This window comes from Desulfobacter postgatei 2ac9, from assembly GCF_000233695.2.
Taxonomy (GTDB): domain Bacteria; phylum Desulfobacterota; class Desulfobacteria; order Desulfobacterales; family Desulfobacteraceae; genus Desulfobacter; species Desulfobacter postgatei.
In genome coordinates this window covers 542,263-559,228 of record NZ_CM001488.1, presented here as the reverse complement: position 1 = coordinate 559,228, position 16,966 = coordinate 542,263, and the positions used below count along the sequence as shown (strand labels likewise).

The following is a 16,966-nucleotide window of genomic DNA, read 5'->3' as shown; positions in this document are numbered from 1 at the left end:
ACCAAGTCAAGAACACAAACCATAAAATAGGAGGGCGCGTATGAAAGCACGAAAGATCAAAGAAGAGGTTTACTGGATGGGGTCAGTGGATTGGGACCGTCGGCTGTTTGACGCCCTTGTTCCCCTTCCGGATGGGACCAGCTACAACGCCTATCTTATTAAAGGAAGTGAGAAAACGGCATTGATTGACACGGTTGATCCCCCCATGGCCAAAGAATTCATGGCTCAGCTTGAAGGGGTCAAAAATATCGATTACATCATCTCAAGCCATGCGGAACAGGACCATTCAGGAACGATCATGCAGGTCCTTGAAAAATATCCCAATGCTAAACTCATATCCACGCCCAAAGCCAAGGACCTTCTCAAGGATCTTCTGAATATCCCGGAAAATTTTTTCGTTTCCATAGAAGACGGGGAGACACTCTCTTTGGGGGATAAAACCCTGAAATTTATTTTTACCCCCTGGGTTCACTGGCCTGAAACCATGGTGACCTTTCTGGAAGAGGACAAAATTCTGTTCAGCTGTGATTTCTTCGGTTCCCATATTGCCTCAAGCGACCTGTTTGTTACGGATCAGGGCCGGGTGTATGAGGCGGCCAAGCGATATTTTGCCGAAATCATGATGCCCTTTAGAAGCATCATTAAAAAAAATATGGAAAAGCTGGCTCCCTATGATATTGAGATGATCGCTCCGGGCCACGGCCAGATTTTTCCCGATGCCGGTTTTATTCTTGATGCATATAAAAAGTGGACCGAGGGTGCCCCCAGGAACACCGTTGTTATCCCCTATGTATCCATGCACGAAAGTACAAGACGCATGGTGGAGCACCTTGTGGGGGCCCTGGTGGACAAGGGGGTCCGGGTGGAACAGTTTAATCTGGCTGTCACCGATATCGGAAAACTGGCCATGGCTCTGATAGACGCCGCCACCATTGTCGTGGGTACTCCCACCATCCTGTCCGGTCCTCATCCTTATGCCGCCTATGCCGCATTTCTGGCCAACGCCCTTCGGCCCAACACAAAGTTCCTCTCTGTGGTGGGCTCCTATGGCTGGGGTGGCAAGACTGTGGATACCCTTGCCGGGATGATTCCCAACCTTAAGGTCGAGGTAATTGATCCGGTTCTCTGCAAAGGCGTCCCAAATGCAAGCGTATTCAATGCTCTGGATGATCTGGCAGGCGCCATCGCCCGAAAACACAAAGAAAACGACTATAGATAAAAGCAACCTGTTTAATTTTATCCAAACCCGTACCATACCCCCCAAAAAGGAGCAATTATCATGTTTTGTTTTCAATGTCAGGAAACCGCCAAAAACATCGGCTGCACCGTAAAAGGTGTCTGCGGAAAACCCGAAGAGACCGCCAACCTTCAGGATTTGTTGATTTTCGTGCTCAAGGGAATCTCCGTTTATAGTGAAAAACTCAAAGAACTGGGCAATCCCGACCGGTCCAATGACGATTTTGCGACACAGGGCCTGTTTGCCACCATTACCAATGCCAACTGGGACGATGCACGATTTGTCAGTATGATCAATGAAGGCCTGAAGCGCAAAAATCTGATCCGGTCAAAGTTTTTGGCCGCATACAAAGAGAAAAACAATACAGCGTTTGACGGTCTATTGCCTGAAGCAGCTACTTGGACCGGGGATGTGTCCGATTTTGCCCAAAAGGCAAAAACCGTAGGCATTCTGGCCACGGAAAACGAGGATGTCCGTTCCCTGCGCGAACTGCTGATTATCGGCCTCAAAGGGGTGGCCGCTTATGCTGACCACGCCGCTGTCCTGGGATGTCAAAAAGATGAGATCAACGATTTTATCATGGAAGCGTTGGCCTCCACCACAAAGGATCTGTCCGTGGATGAGATGATCGCCATGGTCATGAAGGCTGGAGAAATCGCCGTCAATACCATGGCCCTGCTTGATGAAGCCAACACCACAGCCTACGGAAACCCGGAGATTACCGAAGTCAACATCGGTGTGGGTAAAAATCCAGGAATTCTGATCTCGGGCCATGACCTCAAAGACATGGAAGAGCTGCTCAAACAGACCGCCGGCACCGGCATTGATGTATACACCCACGGTGAAATGCTGCCGGCCAACTATTATCCGGCATTTAAAAAATACGATCATTTCGTGGGCAACTACGGGGGTTCATGGTGGCATCAGAACAAAGAATTTGAATCCTTTAACGGTCCCATTCTGCTGACCACCAATTGCCTGGTGCCTCTGAAAAAGAGCAACACCTACCTGGACCGTCTTTTTACCACCGGCGTAGTGGGGTATGAAACCGCGGTACATATCGCAGACCGGCCCGAAGGCGGGGCCAAGGATTTTTCAGCCCTGATTGAAAGGGCCAAAACCTGCGCGCCTCCCGAAGAAATTGAGACCGGCACCATTGTGGGCGGATTTGCCCACAACCAGGTTCTGGCCCTGGCCGACAAGGTCGTTGATGCGGTAAAATCCGGCGCCATTAAACGTTTTGTGGTCATGGCAGGCTGTGACGGCCGGCAGAAAAATCGTAGTTACTATACAGAAGTTGCTGAAAAGCTGCCCAAGGATACGGTGATCCTGACCGCCGGCTGTGCCAAGTACCGGTACAACAAGCTTGACTTAGGCGATATCGGAGGCATTCCCAGGGTACTGGATGCGGGTCAGTGCAACGATTCCTACTCCCTGGCGGTCATTGCCCTGAAACTCAAAGAGGTGTTCGGCCTGGACGACATTAATGATTTACCCATCTCCTACGACATTGCCTGGTATGAGCAGAAAGCCGTGGCTGTGCTCCTGGCCCTGCTTTTCCTCGGTGTCAAGGGCATCCGCCTTGGACCCACACTTCCGGCATTTCTGTCTCCGGCTGTGGCCAAGGTTTTGGTGGAAAAATTTGACATCAAGCCTATTGGTACGGTGGACGAGGATATTGCAGCCATGATGGCCGGCAATTAATCCTGCCCGAACTCGTAAAAAATAGAACCGGTATTGTTTTTTCAGCAACAGAAATGATGCCGGTTTTTTACAAACATATAAACATTTTTTGCCTGACGATAAATTGATCTAAGACTTGCCAAATGTATCCAAATTTTATACATCTTGAGGAGATCATGTAAATATGAACGACGAATTCATGGACAGCCTTATAGAGCAAAATCCCGATGCAATGATATTTGCCGATACAGAAGGGACAATACGTGTATGGAATGTGGCGGCTGAGCGTGTTTTTGGATTTACCAAAGAGGAAGCAATCGGATCAAACTTAGACATCATAGTTCCGCAAAATTTACGAAAGGCCCATTGGCGTGGATATGAACAAGCGATGCAAAGGGGGGAAACAAAGTATGTTGGGAAGTCCTTACCTACGAAATCTTTACATGCAGACGGGTCTGTCATTTACGTTGAACTCAGCTTTTCTATTATTTTAGATTCGGCAAAGAATGTGATTGGAGCGCTGTCAAGCGCGAGAGACATTACCACGAAATATAAGGAAAAACAGGCGTGAGGTTTCAAATGAAAAAAATAATCAAACCCGCAATTTTTGTCTTTATCGGCATTATTATCGCTTTCCCTGTATTTAGCCTGACCTACTATACGATGGTGAGAACATCAACACCCGGATTCTGTGCCTCCTGCCACGAAATTCAACCCGCCTTTAACGCTTGGAAGACCTCTACCCATGTAAACAACGCCCAGGGCTTTGTCGCTGATTGTATGGACTGCCACCTGCCTGCCCCGCAGGACACAATTAATTTCTTTTATACAAAGACGGCCCACGGCATCAAAGACGTATTCGTCCATTTTGCCTATGGGACCTATGATCGGGAAAAGAGTCGTGATCATACCTATGAAACCTTTAAAAATGCACAATGCCAAAAATGTCACCGAAACATTTTGAATATCCCGGATAAAAGGGGAGCCATGCTGGCCCACCGGACAGTTTTATACCCCAAAGAAGGATATGAAAAAAAATGTGTAGACTGCCACAGGAATCTGGTTCATATGGACAGTGAAATTTATAGGTATAAAGAAAAACAGCCGCCGTATAGAGGATTAGGGATTTAGGTTTTAGGTTTTAGGTTTTATAAACCTTGTAACGCTTACAAATAGAATAAGGGGATACCATGAAAAAGAAATTGAGTGCACTGCTGGCAGGTGTATTTATCACCGGTATATCCACATCCACGGTTTTATGTTCGGATGTCCAGATGAATATACCAAAATCAAAAGAGTTTAGAATTGAGCGGTCCATGTCACCGGAAGCCATGGCATGTATCGAATGTCATAAAAAGCAGCAGCCGGGGATCTTTTCTGACTGGGCGGCCAGCCGTCATGCCGCCGCCAATATTACTTGTTACGACTGCCACGCTGCCGAGGCGCATGATCCGGACGTCAGTCAATCCCATTTTAAAGAGTACGAGAAAAACGATACTAAATACGGGCAAAAAAAATACATGGTTCCGGTTTCTGCCGTGGTGACCCCCAAAGACTGCTCCCGCTGTCATCCCGATGAAGCAATGCAATACAGCAAGAGTAAACATGCCAACACCCTTGAGATCATCTGGAAAATAGATCCCTGGCTCAACGATGGCATGAACAGTGAGTTTGAGCGGATAAACGGCTGTTACCATTGCCACGGCACTATTTTAAGCTTAAAAGACAAAGAGCTTGATCCGGCAACCTGGCCCAATGTAGGTGTGGGACGGCTGAATCTTGACGGCAGTAAAGGCAGTTGTACAAGTTGCCATACAAGACATCGTTTTTCTGTTATGGAGGCCAGAAAACCCCAGGCCTGCGGGCAATGCCACCTTGGTCCGGATCATCCCCAGATTGAAATCTTCACAGAATCAAAGCACGGAGACATTTACGATGCCTTTGGAGATGAATACAACTGGACCGCCGCACCTGGTAACTGGAGTCCTGGCGTTGATTTCAGGGGCCCAACCTGTGCCTCGTGTCATATGTCCGGTGCCGGCAGTGTAATGACTTCCCATGACGTCACTGAAAGATTATCCTGGGAGTTGCAAGCCCCATTGACAATCAGGCCTGAAGATTTTAAAGCGTTTCCGGCCCAGACAAATTGGCAGGAGGAACGGACTAAAATGCAGGAAATCTGTATGCAGTGTCACGGAAAAAGGTGGACCGAATCCCACTACAGCCAGATGGATCAAACCATCAAAGAATATAATGAAGTATATTTCATACCTGCTAAGGCCAAACTTGATGAACTCTACACAAAAGGCTTGCTCGACAAAACCCGCTTTTTTGATGAACCCCTTGAGGTGGAGTACTATGAACTATGGCACCATGAAGGGCGCCGGGCAAGGATGGGGGCTGCAATGATGGCCCCTGACTACTCATGGTGGCATGGATTTTATGAATGTAAAAACCGGTTCAATGCGTTTATGGAAGAAGCCAACCATCTGATTGAAACCGGTGAAAAATCCTACAAAGCGGAAAATTATCCAAATGCCACCGGGAATAAGACAAAACCACCTGAACTATTTAAACAATAGTTAGCACCGAAAAGTAAATGCAGCCGTCCAATATTAATTTGAGCGGCTGCATTCTTATTGATTGTAAAGGAAAATTATGAAATGGGCATGGGATGCTGAAAAAGAAATATCAAAAGTTCCGTTTTTTGTAAGAAAGAAGGTTCGGAAACGGGTTGAGAAAGAGGCAACAGAACGCGGATGCTCCATGGTTTCATTGGATCATGTCCATGCAGCACGCAAACGCTTTTTATCCAACATGGAATCGGAAGTTAAAGGATATCAGATAGAGGTCTGTTTCGGCCAGGGGGGATGCCCCAACAGTTGCGTTGAAAAAGATACGTTGACGGCACGGCTTGAAGCACTGCTTGCGGCAGAAGACCTTTTGGGATTTCTGCAAAAAAGCGTTCCGGGCAAGCTCAGATTCCATCATGAATTCCGGATCAGCGTTTCCCATTGTCCCAATGCCTGTTCTCAGCCACAGATAAAGGATATTGGTATCATTGCCGCCATGTATCCCAGGACGGAAGAAACCTTGTGCAGCGGATGCATGGCCTGTGTCAATGTGTGCAAGGAAAAGGCCGTTGCCCTCTCCAACACGCCCTTTCCCCTGATTAATACCCGGGCCTGCCTGGGCTGCGGTGCCTGCGTTCGCGCCTGCCCAGCAGGTTGCATCCTGTCCGGAGAGAGGGGATACCGTGTTCTGCTCGGTGGCAGGTTAGGCCGCCATCCCAGGCTTGCCCGTGAGCTGCCACACCTTTTTACCGAAAGTCAGGTTCTTGAAGTGGTCAGAGCCTGTCTGGCGTATTACAAAAAGAACAGCCGCGCAGGCCAAAGGTTTTCGGCCCTGCTGGGCGACAACGATATCCCCCGGGAGATACTTCAAGCCGTTTTGCCGCAGTAATTTATTTTTCCCGCCGGGCTACTTCATCAGATTGGCGGGGCAATGGTGACGATGATCCGCATTTGGGTCTCTGCCATTACCCCGTGGGGTTCCCTGATTTCCGAAATCAGGATATCCCCCTTGGCGGCTGGAATTTTTGTATCATTCTCCCCGAGAAACCATCCCTTTCCTTCAAGAACCTGTATGGACAACTCCCCGTCCAGATCGTGGGAGTGAACCGGAAACGTCACTCCGGCATCCAGATTAAAATTGATGATTTTGAAAAATTCTGAAGTTTGAACTAAAAAAAATCTCTTCATCGCTCCAGGGGTAAATTCGTTGGTTTCTGTGAGCTTTAAAACTTTCATGGATTTTTCCTTTCACATTCTAAAAAATTTATTTTGCTGTTTGCCGGGTCAATGCATCCAAAACGCCATGCATGATCTTATTGATGTGGGAAAAATTTAATAATGGTGGTGTTTTCATTTGTTAGCCCTGCGTTAATTTATTGGCGCTAACCTTTCTTAACCAAAATCACAGTTTGTTTCATTGACATAGATCAAGTCTTGACTTTTTTTGTAAAAACTTGATCTATGTCAATGCATTACCGGCCGTAATTATCCATATTCTAACAACAAAGGCCAGAAACGTTAAGCAAAAACAGCGAAAGGAGAAATATGAACTTCAGCCGTATCAATGAATGCGTTCAGACCATCACAGACCAGGATGTACTGGAGGCGATGAAGGAAATTCCCGGATATCTGGATATTACGCCGTCTGACTTTATAGCGGTATACCGAATCGCTTTTGATCATGCGGTTAACCGAATTAAGACAGCCATTCTGGCAGAGCATGTGATGACTCGAAAGGTTATTTCCGTCCTTGAAGATGCCCCGCTTTTGGAGATCGCTGTCCAGATGCGGGATCACGACATTTCCGGTGTTCCGGTGCTCAATGAACAGGGCGCTGTGACCGGCGTCATATCGGAAAAAGATTTTTTGTCTAAAATGACTGAGAAAAAAGACCCGTCGTTTATGCAGGTGCTGATTCAGTGTATGGATGAAAGCTGTTGCCTTGCCCGGTCCCTTAAAACGCTGAAGGCCCTGGACATTATGTCTTCGCCGCCCGTTACTGTCCACAAGAGCCTCAAACTGCTGGACGTGGCCAACCTTATGAACCGGAAGAATATTAACCGGGTACCGGTGTGTGATGACCACAACATTCTGGTAGGGATCATTGCCCGGTCAGACCTTGTCCAGGCCATGTGCTGATAAAAAGGAGACTGACAATGATACCTTTTTTTAAAAAAATGGCCGGCGGCGGGCAGCGTCCTCCCAAAGTAAACCTCAGCGAAGTATTCTGGTCCTGGTTAGGGGCTTTTCTGGGAATCACTCCGGTGGCCTATTTGAATTACAATCTGTTATCCGGAAGTGATTTTGTTTATATCATCGGCTCATTCGGTGCGTCAGCAGTGCTGATCTATGGCGCAGTCAGAAGCCCTTTGGCCCAGCCCAGAAATCTTATCGGCGGCCATCTGCTGTCCGCCTTTGTGGGCGTCGCCTGCTGGCAGCTTTTCCATCCCTTTCCCTGGTTTGCGGCAGCTTTTTCCGTTGCAACGGCCATTGCCCTGATGCACGTCACCCAGACCCTTCATCCCCCCGGTGGGGCCACGGCACTGATCGCTGTGATCGGCAGCGAGAAAATACACGAATTGGGCTTCTGGTACATGCTGGTTCCTGTAGGGCTTGGTGTAGTAATCATGCTGATCGTCGCTTTGGCTATCAACAATATGGCAAGCAGAAGAAAGTATCCGGAGTTCTGGTTTTAACTTCAATTTTCTGGTGCGCGAAATTCAGCGGGGGATTCGTATCCAGGGCCCGGGCGGATAGTCCTCCGTGAAACTTGCCGAGAGCAGCATTCAGCATAAAGGATTGAGTAAGGCGGTCATCAACACCGACTTTCTCGTCAACGCCATCACCCTCGCCAGACCTTTTCTCCATTTGGTGATGAAGAAGGACTACGAGCAGATCCTCCAGAACTATCGCGAGGAGATCCGCTCCGGGCGTTGAGCCTCCGATACATCGCCAATGCTTCCGGTAATGCCATTTAAACCGCCGCCCATTGCCTGGTAAAAAACGGCAGTGTTGAGCAGCCGTTTGGCTTGCCCGTCTGTTAGATCAAGTTCGGTCTGAAGCCGTTGCTGTTGTGCAATAAGCAAATCGTAATAGCTGGCGGCTCCAAGCCTATACCGACGCTGTGTTGACTCTAAAAACTTTTCAGAAGCAAAATCAGCGGCAGAAAGAGCCTCCAGCCTTTTTGAATCATTCTCCAGTGCTCGCAATACATCTGCCACGTTGCGAAGCGCTTCCAGAACGACGGACTGGTAGTTTGCCGCAGCCGCATCAAAGGCGGCAAGAGCCGCTCTCTTTTCAGCGGGCAAGCCCGGATTGAACAGGGGTTGTGTAAGCTGCCCCACCAGACGCCAAACAGCAGAACCACCGCCGAACAATGCACCGGTCGTCAGAGCCTGCGATCCAAGATCGGCATTAAGGTTGAGTTGGGGATATAGTTTCGATATTGCAACCCCGTATTCTGCATTAGAGGCATGCAGCAGCGCTTCAGCACCGAGAATATCCGGTCTTGCATGTACCAGTTCAGAGGGAATTAACAGCGGCAACTCCGGCGGCAACGTGAAATCCTCCAGGGTAAACGACGGCAGCAGGCTCTTTCCTGGAGCTTTACCGACAAGAACGGCTAAAAAATGTTCGTTTTTTTCAAGTTGATACTGTAACGACGGTATTTTGGCGCGCGTTTGCTCCAACTGTGTTTGCAAGGCCAACGCATCGTCCGGTTCTTCATGACCAAGACGAATGCGTTCCTGGGTGAGTTCGAGTTGATTTTCCTGCGACTTTAAGATGTTTTCTATAATTTCAGCCTGCTTTTTCAGGCTTGCCTGAGTAATGGCCGTTGTTACGATATTTGCCACCAGTGTCAAGCGAGCGCCTTCTAATTGGAAGTGCTGATAATCGCTTCGGGCGGCCAGAGCTTCCAACGCCCTGCGATTACCTCCGGCCAGGTCAAATGTATATGTGACGCCTACACCGGCGTTGTAAAGACCGAATTCTCTGGCGTCGTCGGTCAGGCCCGATGAATTGGGGTTAAATCGCTGGCGCTGACCGGTGAGGTTGGCTTCGGCCTGGGGATAACGTGTCGAACCAGCCTTCGCCGCATAAATTTCCTGGGCCTGACGCAATGTAGCCTCTGCCGCCATCAGGGTTGGGTTATGTTCCAGGGCTTCACAGATGAGCGTATCTAATTGTTCGATGCCCATCTCTCGCCACCAATATTTATTTAAGCGTTCTTCTTTAATAATGTTTTGTGGATCACCCAGCATGGTGGGGGAGAATTTTAAATTTGCAGCCGGCGGGGTGGAAGTATAACCAGTCACATCAGGGGGCTCCGGACGCTGGAAGTCAGGCCCAACAGTACATCCTGTAAACGTCAGAAGAGACACTCCTATTAAAGCATAATGAACAATCTTATTATTATTTTCCATAAAAATGCTCCTTGAAGGTTTTTCTAAATGGCCTTTCTGGATTAAGCTCATTCGAAGCTACGCCCTTCACCTTCTTCTTCATAGGTTACCCCGTCACGGATATTATAAATGCGTTTAAAGGTGGGAATGATTTTTTCATCGTGGGTGACGACAATAATGGCGGTCTCAAATTTTTTGGCCATATCATTCAATATCCGGATTACAGCCAGGGCGCGCTCACTATCAAGCGGAGCGGTCGGTTCATCGGCCAGTATTACGGGGGGACGATTGACCAATCCCCGTGCAATAGCCACTCGTTGCTGTTCTCCACCAGAGAGTTGAGAAGGCATGGCCTTGGCGCGATGTTCCACATCAAGCGCTTTGAACAATTCTATGGCCCGTTTACGCGCCCCGGCGTTTGGCATTCCCGCCAGCATGGGCAGAAGGGCGACGTTGTCGGTGACGTCAAGGAAAGGAATCAGATAAGGTGCCTGGAATACAAAGCCGATCCGGTCCCGCCGCAAGGCACGAAGATCTTTGACCTTCCACCCGTCGTCATAAATGACGTCATCTCCGAGTATCATTTTTCCGGCGGTCGGCTCAATCACCGCTCCCAAACATTTAAGGAGCGTACTTTTGCCGGATCCAGAAGGACCTATCAGTCCAACGACCTCGCCCGGCGCAACGTGCATGTCTACCGCCTTCAGAGCATCAACGGCGGTATCGCCGCTTCCATAACGTTTTTTTAACCCCTGGATACGAATACCTTTAGCAGTCATGTCAGCCCCCTATGGCCTCGGCCGGGTCGACCCTGAGCGCGGCACGAATGGCGATAATGCTCGATAGTACGCAGATCATGACCACAGCCATAAAACCCATAACGGAGTCGAGTGGTTTCAGCAGGACATATTTGGGAAAAATTGGCGCCATCAATAAAGTTGCCGAGATCTTGCCCACCACAAAGCCGATCAAACCCAGAGCGATGGACTGTTGCATGATCAAGCCGACAATGGTGCTATTCCTGGTGCCAATCAGTTTCAAGACGGCAATTTCACGAATTTTTCCGAGCGTCAGGGTGTAGATGATGAAGGCGACAATGGCGGAGCTGACAATCGAAAGGATCACCAGGAACATGAAGATCTGTCTGGCGGAGGTAGCGATCAGCTTGCCAACCAGAATCTCCTCCATCTGGATGCGGGTGTAGACGGTTAAGCGCTTCCAGCGACGGATCGACTCAGCTACTTCTTCCGGGTCATGGCCTGCTTCAACCTGCACTAAAACAGCGTTGACGTAAGGGTTGGTGGTTTGCGAGGCAATAACCGCATCAAACAGACCCGGCACTTCTGGCCGGTTGAAGGCCGGGTTCTCGGCCGTGCGTCGACGCTGCCCCCGAATGGCGTCATTATCCTTGAGAAACTGGGCTTCCTGAGCATCTTTAAGCGGAATGAACACCATCGGGTCGCCATTGGAAGAGACCATCCTCCTGGTCAGCCCGACTACAGTGTACTGGCTACGGCGGATCTGGATACGGTCACCAAGTTTAAATCCGGAAGCGATGTCGGCGACGGCCTCGTAATGGCTTCGAGTCATCTGACGACCCGCGACGAGATAGGGAGGCCAACCGGGTGTTCCTGGCCCTCCGGGCGTGATGCCGGTAACCATGGCACGCACATCACCCTCTTGTTTGCCCACCTGCATGGTGAGATACGTGATGTTCGCCGCCTGTTCCACCCCCCCCATGCCTCGAATCCCCCGCCAGAGATCATCGTATAGACTTGATGACTCGGCGTAGGGTCCAAGTGTGTCCTTCTGAACCACCCAGAGATCAGCACCGCTATTGTCGAGCAACACTTTGGCATCGTCCACCATGCCACGATAAATCCCTGCCATGGACAGTGTGATGCCGATGAGCAAACCAAGGCCCATACCGGTAAAGACGAACTTTCCCCATGAGTGCATGATGTCTCGTCCTGCCAAACTGATCATGGCGTCACCCCCGGAATATGGTCAACGACGTGAATCCGGCTATGCTCATTCAAGGTGTTTTCGCTGTAGGCCACTACTTGGTCGCCAATCTGGAGCCCTTCTCCTATTTGCACACGGCCCTCCAAGTCTGCAATCCCCAGAGAAACGGGTGTAAAATGAAGAGCGCCATTGGTGACCTGCCATACGCCCAGTTTGCCATCAATGTGGTGGATGGCGGCATTGGGGGCAATCGGCGTTGCCCCAAGAGTCGGCAAGGTGACCGTGACTTCGACCAGTTCGCCGACAGGCGGCAGCGGATCAGGAATTTGATCGAAGACAACCTTGGCAAGGGTTTCCTCCGTTACCGCGTCTGCCAGGGGTTCGACCCTCAGTACACGTCCGGCCTTCTGTTCCCCTGCCTGGGAACGTAATGCGATCTGGGCGGATAGGCTTGGGGCGAGACCTTGCGCACGAATTTGATCGAAGCGGACATTGACCCAGAGCGTGTTCGGATCAATCAGTTCGACGACAGCCTGACCTGCGACCACGGTGGTTCCAGGTTCGGCATCACGCGAAACAACCAGGCCGTCAACTGGGGCAATAAGAGACAGATTACTGCGCTGCGCCGCTAACGCCTCTCGTTGTGCACGTACACGAGATAGCTCCTCCCGTGCCGCAGTCAGCCCTGCTTTTGCAACCAACAGGTCGTGTTGCTTAGTGGCTACCACTTCCTCACTGGTGGACCGCGCCTGAAGTAGCTGCTCGTAACGCAAAGCCTGTGTCTGCGCATAATCCCGACCCACCTGCGCTTGGTTTAATTGAGCGTCTGCTTGTTTCAGCGTGGCATCCTGAGCCCTGATATGTTCATCAAGATCCACCGGGTCCATTTCACCAAGCACTTGGCCAGCCTTAACACGATCACCTACGTGTACGTTCAGGCGCTTGACGCGCCCCGCAACCGTTGGACCAATCTTGTAGGTGTAACGGGCCTCAATGGTTCCAATCCCGAATAGTGCCGGTGAGAGGCTCTTATTCTCGATCGTGGCCAATACAACGGATACCGGAGCAAGCGGCCCGGAACGCAAGGTCACATAGACAAAAAGAGCAAGCAGAGGAACAAGTACAACTGTCAGCGCCAATGTACGTTTTTGGAAAGGCAATTTTTTCATGATGCACTCCTGATGCCTCTTTGATAGATGGCAAAGACTTTTGGGGCATTGCGTCGCATATGGCTCACATCTCCTGCTATCAACGATTGCATGACCAAGCCTTGAATGGTGCCGATGAAGAGCGTGGCCGCAGCCTGGTTATCAAAATTTTCATCAAGCTCACCGCAAATTTTTCCCTGTTCAAACAAACGATTAAGGCGCTCAGCATATCGGTGGATGAGCGTTTGCGTTATTCGTTTGGGCGCGGTTTCTTCAGAGCGTTGCAATTCCCCAAATAACATACGGGGAATACCGGGGTACTCTGTGATAAAATCCACATGCGCCATAAATATGCTTTCAAGTGCGGTAAGAGGAGATAGTTCTGCGTTTATTACTTTTTCGATGAGGGACATTAACCGTTCCGCCACCCATTCCATAACAGCCTGTAATATGGCATCCTTGTTTGGGAAATGACGAAAAAGCGCACCCTGAGTCAATCCCATGCGTTTGGCTATGCCAGCCGTAGTAATTTGGCTCGGGTTCTGTTCACCAGCCAACTCGACCACCGCCTCTATCGTCACCGTCCGTCGTTTCTCAGCCGGAAGATGTTTGTTTGATGAGCGCATTTGAACCCCTATAAAAGATAGTAATTAATTACTATCTTTTATATTCTTTAAACAAAATTTGTCAACCAGTTTTTTTGAAAACCTCTTGATGCTCAAGAAAGAGCCCCTCTGCAGTACCCCCGGGTTTTAAAGTCCAATGGTACGAAAAGTTATTATAAGGATTCCAACCCGGCCTAAAAAAAGGCGAATGAAAAATCCAGTCTATACAGCATACGAGGTAGGTGTCTGAATCCTACCTCCCCGGTTTTACAATCTCTAACTTGAAAACCAGAGCTGTGTCTGCATCAGAGCAGCAAAAACGAATATCTCCCTCTCGGCTTAACGGTAGTTTGCCGCCGTATCTTAAAATGTCAATATATGGGAAGGCGCAGTGCATTGCCATAGGGCATAAATTTCCTCTTTCCGAGTCAAAATCAAAACAATCGCCTAATTTATGTCCTCTGTGGCAACCTTTTTTTCCCAGCCTGTCGATGACTTTAATGAGTATCTTATCCTTCATATAGAACATATCTTTCCGCTCAGTGATGTCCGGTTAGGTTTTTGCATCACGTGATTTTATTGGTTCTTTGAAATTATTGTCCTCAATCGGTTCAGAGTTTCCTTGGCCGTTAAATAACTCATTATAAAAAATATAATTGCCTTCATACCCTGGACTAAATGACGTGCAGATTTATGCTCTTGAAGATGAAAATAGACCAAAGCTTTTAGCTCATCCTCAAAGGTCATTTTTAAAGGAAATGCTTTTAACATGGATTCAGAATTCTTTGCAACAGAACCGTGTAATTACACCCAATATTAGGAAAGCCAAACCCTATGACAGATTTCGTCCCAATGTGCAATTATACCCAAAATATTAATAATTGCGAAGGACAGGTATTAAAAAAAGTACCGCACTCGCAGTTCCAGTTTATTACTGCTCAGCTTCTCTCCATACTCTGAAAAAGAAGATCCTTGAAGATAGGTAAAACGCAGACGCAGTTCCCAGTTAGTGAACCCTGTATATATCATTTCAGGACTCAATGAATAACTGCTATCGTCAAGATTGAAAATGGTTGTGATACCGGGGGTGAAATAAAGAATGTCAAAGGGCTCCTTCTGGGTAAATCGGCCATAGAGATAGTTGCGCCCCGGCTGGGGTTTGCCATATCCTTTCAGGCTCATGTCCCGTGCTTTTTCAAGGAGAGTATCAATGTTTGCACAGTGGTGTTGAGTTTCTCCATCAACAACAAGTTGGAAAAAACGGTCCATCTCCTTTTCGGTGTAACCGGCGTCATTGTGGTAATATTCAACAATGCTGGTAATGTCGTTTTCTGAGAGATAACGCAGGCCAAGAAGATAGGAAAATACTGATTCGGTAATGGTCTGCACGGAATAATCGTCTTGCAGGGTGATCTTTTTGTGGTTCGGCATATATGCGGCCTCTCCGTGGATCTCAAAATTGGTGGCCAGGTTTCGGGAAAAATCAATCCCATATCGCCTTGAGCGGCTGTTGCCCGTATAGAGGATAAAATCAATGTCAGTATTCAAATAAAGAAGATAGAGCTTGGCTGCAATATTTATATTGTTTGTTTCCCCAAAATCATCATTAACATCCTCCGACACCGGCAACATCACAGTCGTTAATGCAGCTATCTGCAATGAACCCGTAAAGCTTCTTATCAGGTCCGCCTCAGTGGTAATGTAGCCCTCCATGGACTCCTCAGGATTGTTTGGGTCTTTGGTGCGGTTAATAAACCCCACGGGATTCCACGCATAGCCTTTACCCCATTTGTATGATTTTTTACCAAAACTGCCGGTGAAAGAAGGTGTGGGCTTAACGGATAAATAGGCTTCATAGACATCCGTCATGTCGTCCCAGCCAATGTTGTCCTGCTGGGCTGCAGCTTTAAGCAGCCAGTTGAAGCTGCTGAGTGCCTTATCATACCTGCCGTCTATCTGCAGACTGCCGGTGTACCGGTCCAGGGTGGACAAAGACTTGGACAGATTGAGTACGGTAAAAGCAGAACCCTGATCTATGTCCATATGTTCCCACTCAAGCTCAGTGTACCCTCCCCATTTGAGAGATTTTTTCTCAAACTCGTTAAGCTCAAAGGAAAACTCCTCTTCAGCGAAAAGAGGAAGGGCAGTAATCATCAGAAAGAGCAGTGACAGGGCTGAAGAAAACTTGCGTCTCTCAGGCATTTTCTTAGCGCAATTCATCGACCTTGGACATGTAATTCAAGGTGAATACCTCGTCGGCAAATTCTTTTTTATGAACTTTGGCAAAGAGCATCACCGAGCGATATCCATTGTGGAGTGGGCTGTCGGTTTCAAGTGTTGACGGTCTGACAAGACCATCGCCGAAATTTTTTATTTTGTCGTAGTGCAAGGTCTTAATCAGCATGCCGCTGACAGCGTAACATTCAATGGTGGTGGGCAGTAAGTTTTTTTTGTCCACCTCCATTTTCAGTCTGGCATAGGCCACTGACGGAGATTTAGCTGAGAGGTATAGCAGGTAGGATTCTCCCTGATCGGTGATTTGATCCGCATTATATTCCACGTTGTAGTCTAACCTGAGAATATCGGAGTTGTTAAAAATTCCACCCACCACTGACTGCAAACTGGTAATGCGCAGGGGTTTGCCCACATTGGGGATGTAGAGCCACATATTATCCCCCAGGCGCAGGGTTGCCCGGCCCTTCTCACTGGCCGGAGAGAGAAAAAGTGCCACCATTTTCTCCTGGCCTTTTTTTACAGTGTAAAGCACGAATTCTTTTTGTTTGCCGTCAGGCTCGATGTTGATCAGTTTGCGGTACATTTCATAGGACTGCGGCTGCATGTTTTCATCAACCTGGCGCAAAATTTCATTGCCATCCAGAGCAAAGGCTGATGGCGTTGCCCAAAAGCATAAGAAAATAATTACCAGTGAGATGATAAGGCTAACGTGTTTGGATGATTGTCTGGACTGCATCTTTTATAACTCCTGTTCTTTTGACATATTTAATATGACGAGCATTTAAAGCCTGTTCCATTTTAGCGCCGATATTATCTGCAATAATAAGGGTTACACCTTTGTCGACCAGCAAAGCGACCACAGTGCGGCTTGCTCCCCCGTATTGGTCTTTGGCAGGGTTTTTAATGGCTTCAATAAGTTGGCCTTTTTCATCAAAAAAGAGAAAGAATGGGGCCCTGCCTGTTTCCGGGCTGATGAGGGAATCTTGCTCCAGTCCCATAGTGGGCACTGCTATCTTCATTGTTTGGGCGGAAACTCCTGTTGCAAGGAAAAAGAACAAAAACAAAAGGGAGCCGACAAGGATGCTTCGTGTGTTTTGCGTTTTCATACATTCCTCCA

At 48.5% G+C, this 16,966-nt stretch carries 19 protein-coding genes; 9 read left to right on the top strand and 10 right to left on the bottom strand.

All coding sequences use genetic code 11. The features are described 5' to 3' along the window. Positions 1–40 precede the first annotated feature (40 nt). From DESPODRAFT_RS02620 to DESPODRAFT_RS02595, 6 genes are all read left to right on the top strand, one after another. On the top strand, positions 41–1,219 hold the full coding sequence (locus DESPODRAFT_RS02620; RefSeq protein ID WP_004071133.1) for an FprA family A-type flavoprotein: 1,179 nt from the start codon (positions 41–43) through the stop codon (positions 1,217–1,219). A 60-nt stretch (positions 1,220–1,279) separates the two neighbouring features. Further along, positions 1,280–2,941 (top strand): hydroxylamine reductase, encoded by a 1,662-nt coding sequence (hcp, locus tag DESPODRAFT_RS02615; RefSeq protein WP_004071132.1) that lies wholly within the window; start codon positions 1,280–1,282, stop codon positions 2,939–2,941. A gap of 163 nt (positions 2,942–3,104) precedes the next feature. Beyond that, a complete protein-coding gene (locus tag DESPODRAFT_RS02610) occupies positions 3,105–3,491 on the top strand; it encodes a PAS domain S-box protein (RefSeq protein WP_004071131.1) in 387 nt (128 codons plus the stop codon). A gap of 8 nt (positions 3,492–3,499) precedes the next feature. After that, the gene (locus DESPODRAFT_RS02605) at positions 3,500–4,051 is read left to right on the top strand and encodes a cytochrome c3 family protein (RefSeq protein WP_004071130.1); all 552 of its coding nucleotides are present in this window, start codon (positions 3,500–3,502) and stop codon (positions 4,049–4,051) included. Between the two features lie 59 nt (positions 4,052–4,110). Further along, on the top strand, positions 4,111–5,502 hold the full coding sequence (locus DESPODRAFT_RS02600) for a multiheme c-type cytochrome (protein WP_004071129.1): 1,392 nt from the start codon (positions 4,111–4,113) through the stop codon (positions 5,500–5,502). Positions 5,503–5,578: 76 nt separating this feature from the next. Beyond that, positions 5,579–6,382, top strand: coding sequence for a 4Fe-4S dicluster domain-containing protein (locus DESPODRAFT_RS02595; RefSeq protein WP_004071128.1), 804 nt, complete (start codon positions 5,579–5,581; stop codon positions 6,380–6,382). Positions 6,383–6,408: 26 nt separating this feature from the next. Here the strand turns inward: DESPODRAFT_RS02595 and DESPODRAFT_RS02590 are convergent, their stop codons facing one another. Beyond that, positions 6,409–6,729: a cupin domain-containing protein gene (locus tag DESPODRAFT_RS02590; RefSeq protein ID WP_004071127.1), complete on the bottom strand. Its 321-nt coding sequence runs from the start codon at positions 6,727–6,729 to the stop codon at positions 6,409–6,411. Between the two features lie 309 nt (positions 6,730–7,038). Between DESPODRAFT_RS02590 and DESPODRAFT_RS02585 the strand changes: the two genes are divergently transcribed. The 3 genes from DESPODRAFT_RS02585 to DESPODRAFT_RS19215 all read left to right on the top strand — a co-directional run bounded on the left by DESPODRAFT_RS02585 (position 7,039) and on the right by DESPODRAFT_RS19215 (position 8,430). Continuing rightward, positions 7,039–7,632 (top strand): CBS domain-containing protein, encoded by a 594-nt coding sequence (locus tag DESPODRAFT_RS02585; protein WP_004071126.1) that lies wholly within the window; start codon positions 7,039–7,041, stop codon positions 7,630–7,632. Positions 7,633–7,649: 17 nt separating this feature from the next. Further along, positions 7,650–8,189 (top strand): HPP family protein, encoded by a 540-nt coding sequence (locus DESPODRAFT_RS02580; protein ID WP_004071125.1) that lies wholly within the window; start codon positions 7,650–7,652, stop codon positions 8,187–8,189. Positions 8,190–8,256: 67 nt separating this feature from the next. Then, positions 8,257–8,430, top strand: a complete 174-nt coding sequence (locus DESPODRAFT_RS19215; RefSeq protein ID WP_245531999.1) for a hypothetical protein — start codon at positions 8,257–8,259, stop codon at positions 8,428–8,430. Here DESPODRAFT_RS19215 and DESPODRAFT_RS02575 read toward each other — a convergent pair. The 9 genes from DESPODRAFT_RS02575 to DESPODRAFT_RS02530 all read right to left on the bottom strand — a co-directional run bounded on the left by DESPODRAFT_RS02575 (position 8,400) and on the right by DESPODRAFT_RS02530 (position 16,955). Further along, a complete protein-coding gene (locus DESPODRAFT_RS02575; protein ID WP_004071124.1) occupies positions 8,400–9,917 on the bottom strand; it encodes an efflux transporter outer membrane subunit in 1,518 nt (505 codons plus the stop codon). The two genes, DESPODRAFT_RS19215 and DESPODRAFT_RS02575, sit on opposite strands and share 31 nt — an antisense overlap. Positions 9,918–9,964: 47 nt before the next feature. Then, on the bottom strand, positions 9,965–10,675 hold the full coding sequence (locus DESPODRAFT_RS02570; protein WP_004071123.1) for an ABC transporter ATP-binding protein: 711 nt from the start codon (positions 10,673–10,675) through the stop codon (positions 9,965–9,967). A gap of 1 nt (position 10,676) precedes the next feature. Next, positions 10,677–11,882, bottom strand: coding sequence for an ABC transporter permease (locus tag DESPODRAFT_RS02565; protein WP_004071122.1), 1,206 nt, complete (start codon positions 11,880–11,882; stop codon positions 10,677–10,679). Then, a complete protein-coding gene (locus DESPODRAFT_RS02560; protein WP_004071121.1) occupies positions 11,879–13,030 on the bottom strand; it encodes an efflux RND transporter periplasmic adaptor subunit in 1,152 nt (383 codons plus the stop codon). The genes DESPODRAFT_RS02565 and DESPODRAFT_RS02560 overlap by 4 nt, the downstream gene beginning before the upstream one ends. Continuing rightward, a complete protein-coding gene (locus DESPODRAFT_RS02555; RefSeq protein ID WP_004071120.1) occupies positions 13,027–13,635 on the bottom strand; it encodes a TetR/AcrR family transcriptional regulator in 609 nt (202 codons plus the stop codon). Before DESPODRAFT_RS02555 ends, DESPODRAFT_RS02560 begins: the two co-directional genes overlap by 4 nt. Positions 13,636–13,867: 232 nt before the next feature. Next, entirely contained in the window at positions 13,868–14,134 is a 267-nt protein-coding gene (locus tag DESPODRAFT_RS21570; protein ID WP_040016144.1) for a TIGR04076 family protein, read from the bottom strand. Positions 14,135–14,511: 377 nt separating this feature from the next. After that, complete coding sequence (locus tag DESPODRAFT_RS02540) at positions 14,512–15,816, bottom strand: hypothetical protein (protein WP_040015806.1); 1,305 nt, start codon at positions 15,814–15,816, stop codon at positions 14,512–14,514. Positions 15,817–15,820: 4 nt separating this feature from the next. Continuing rightward, positions 15,821–16,585, bottom strand: a complete 765-nt coding sequence (locus tag DESPODRAFT_RS02535; RefSeq protein WP_004071117.1) for an outer membrane lipoprotein-sorting protein — start codon at positions 16,583–16,585, stop codon at positions 15,821–15,823. Then, positions 16,554–16,955: a NifB/NifX family molybdenum-iron cluster-binding protein gene (locus tag DESPODRAFT_RS02530; RefSeq protein ID WP_004071116.1), complete on the bottom strand. Its 402-nt coding sequence runs from the start codon at positions 16,953–16,955 to the stop codon at positions 16,554–16,556. The genes DESPODRAFT_RS02535 and DESPODRAFT_RS02530 overlap by 32 nt, the downstream gene beginning before the upstream one ends. Between the last annotated feature and the right edge of the window lie 11 nt (positions 16,956–16,966).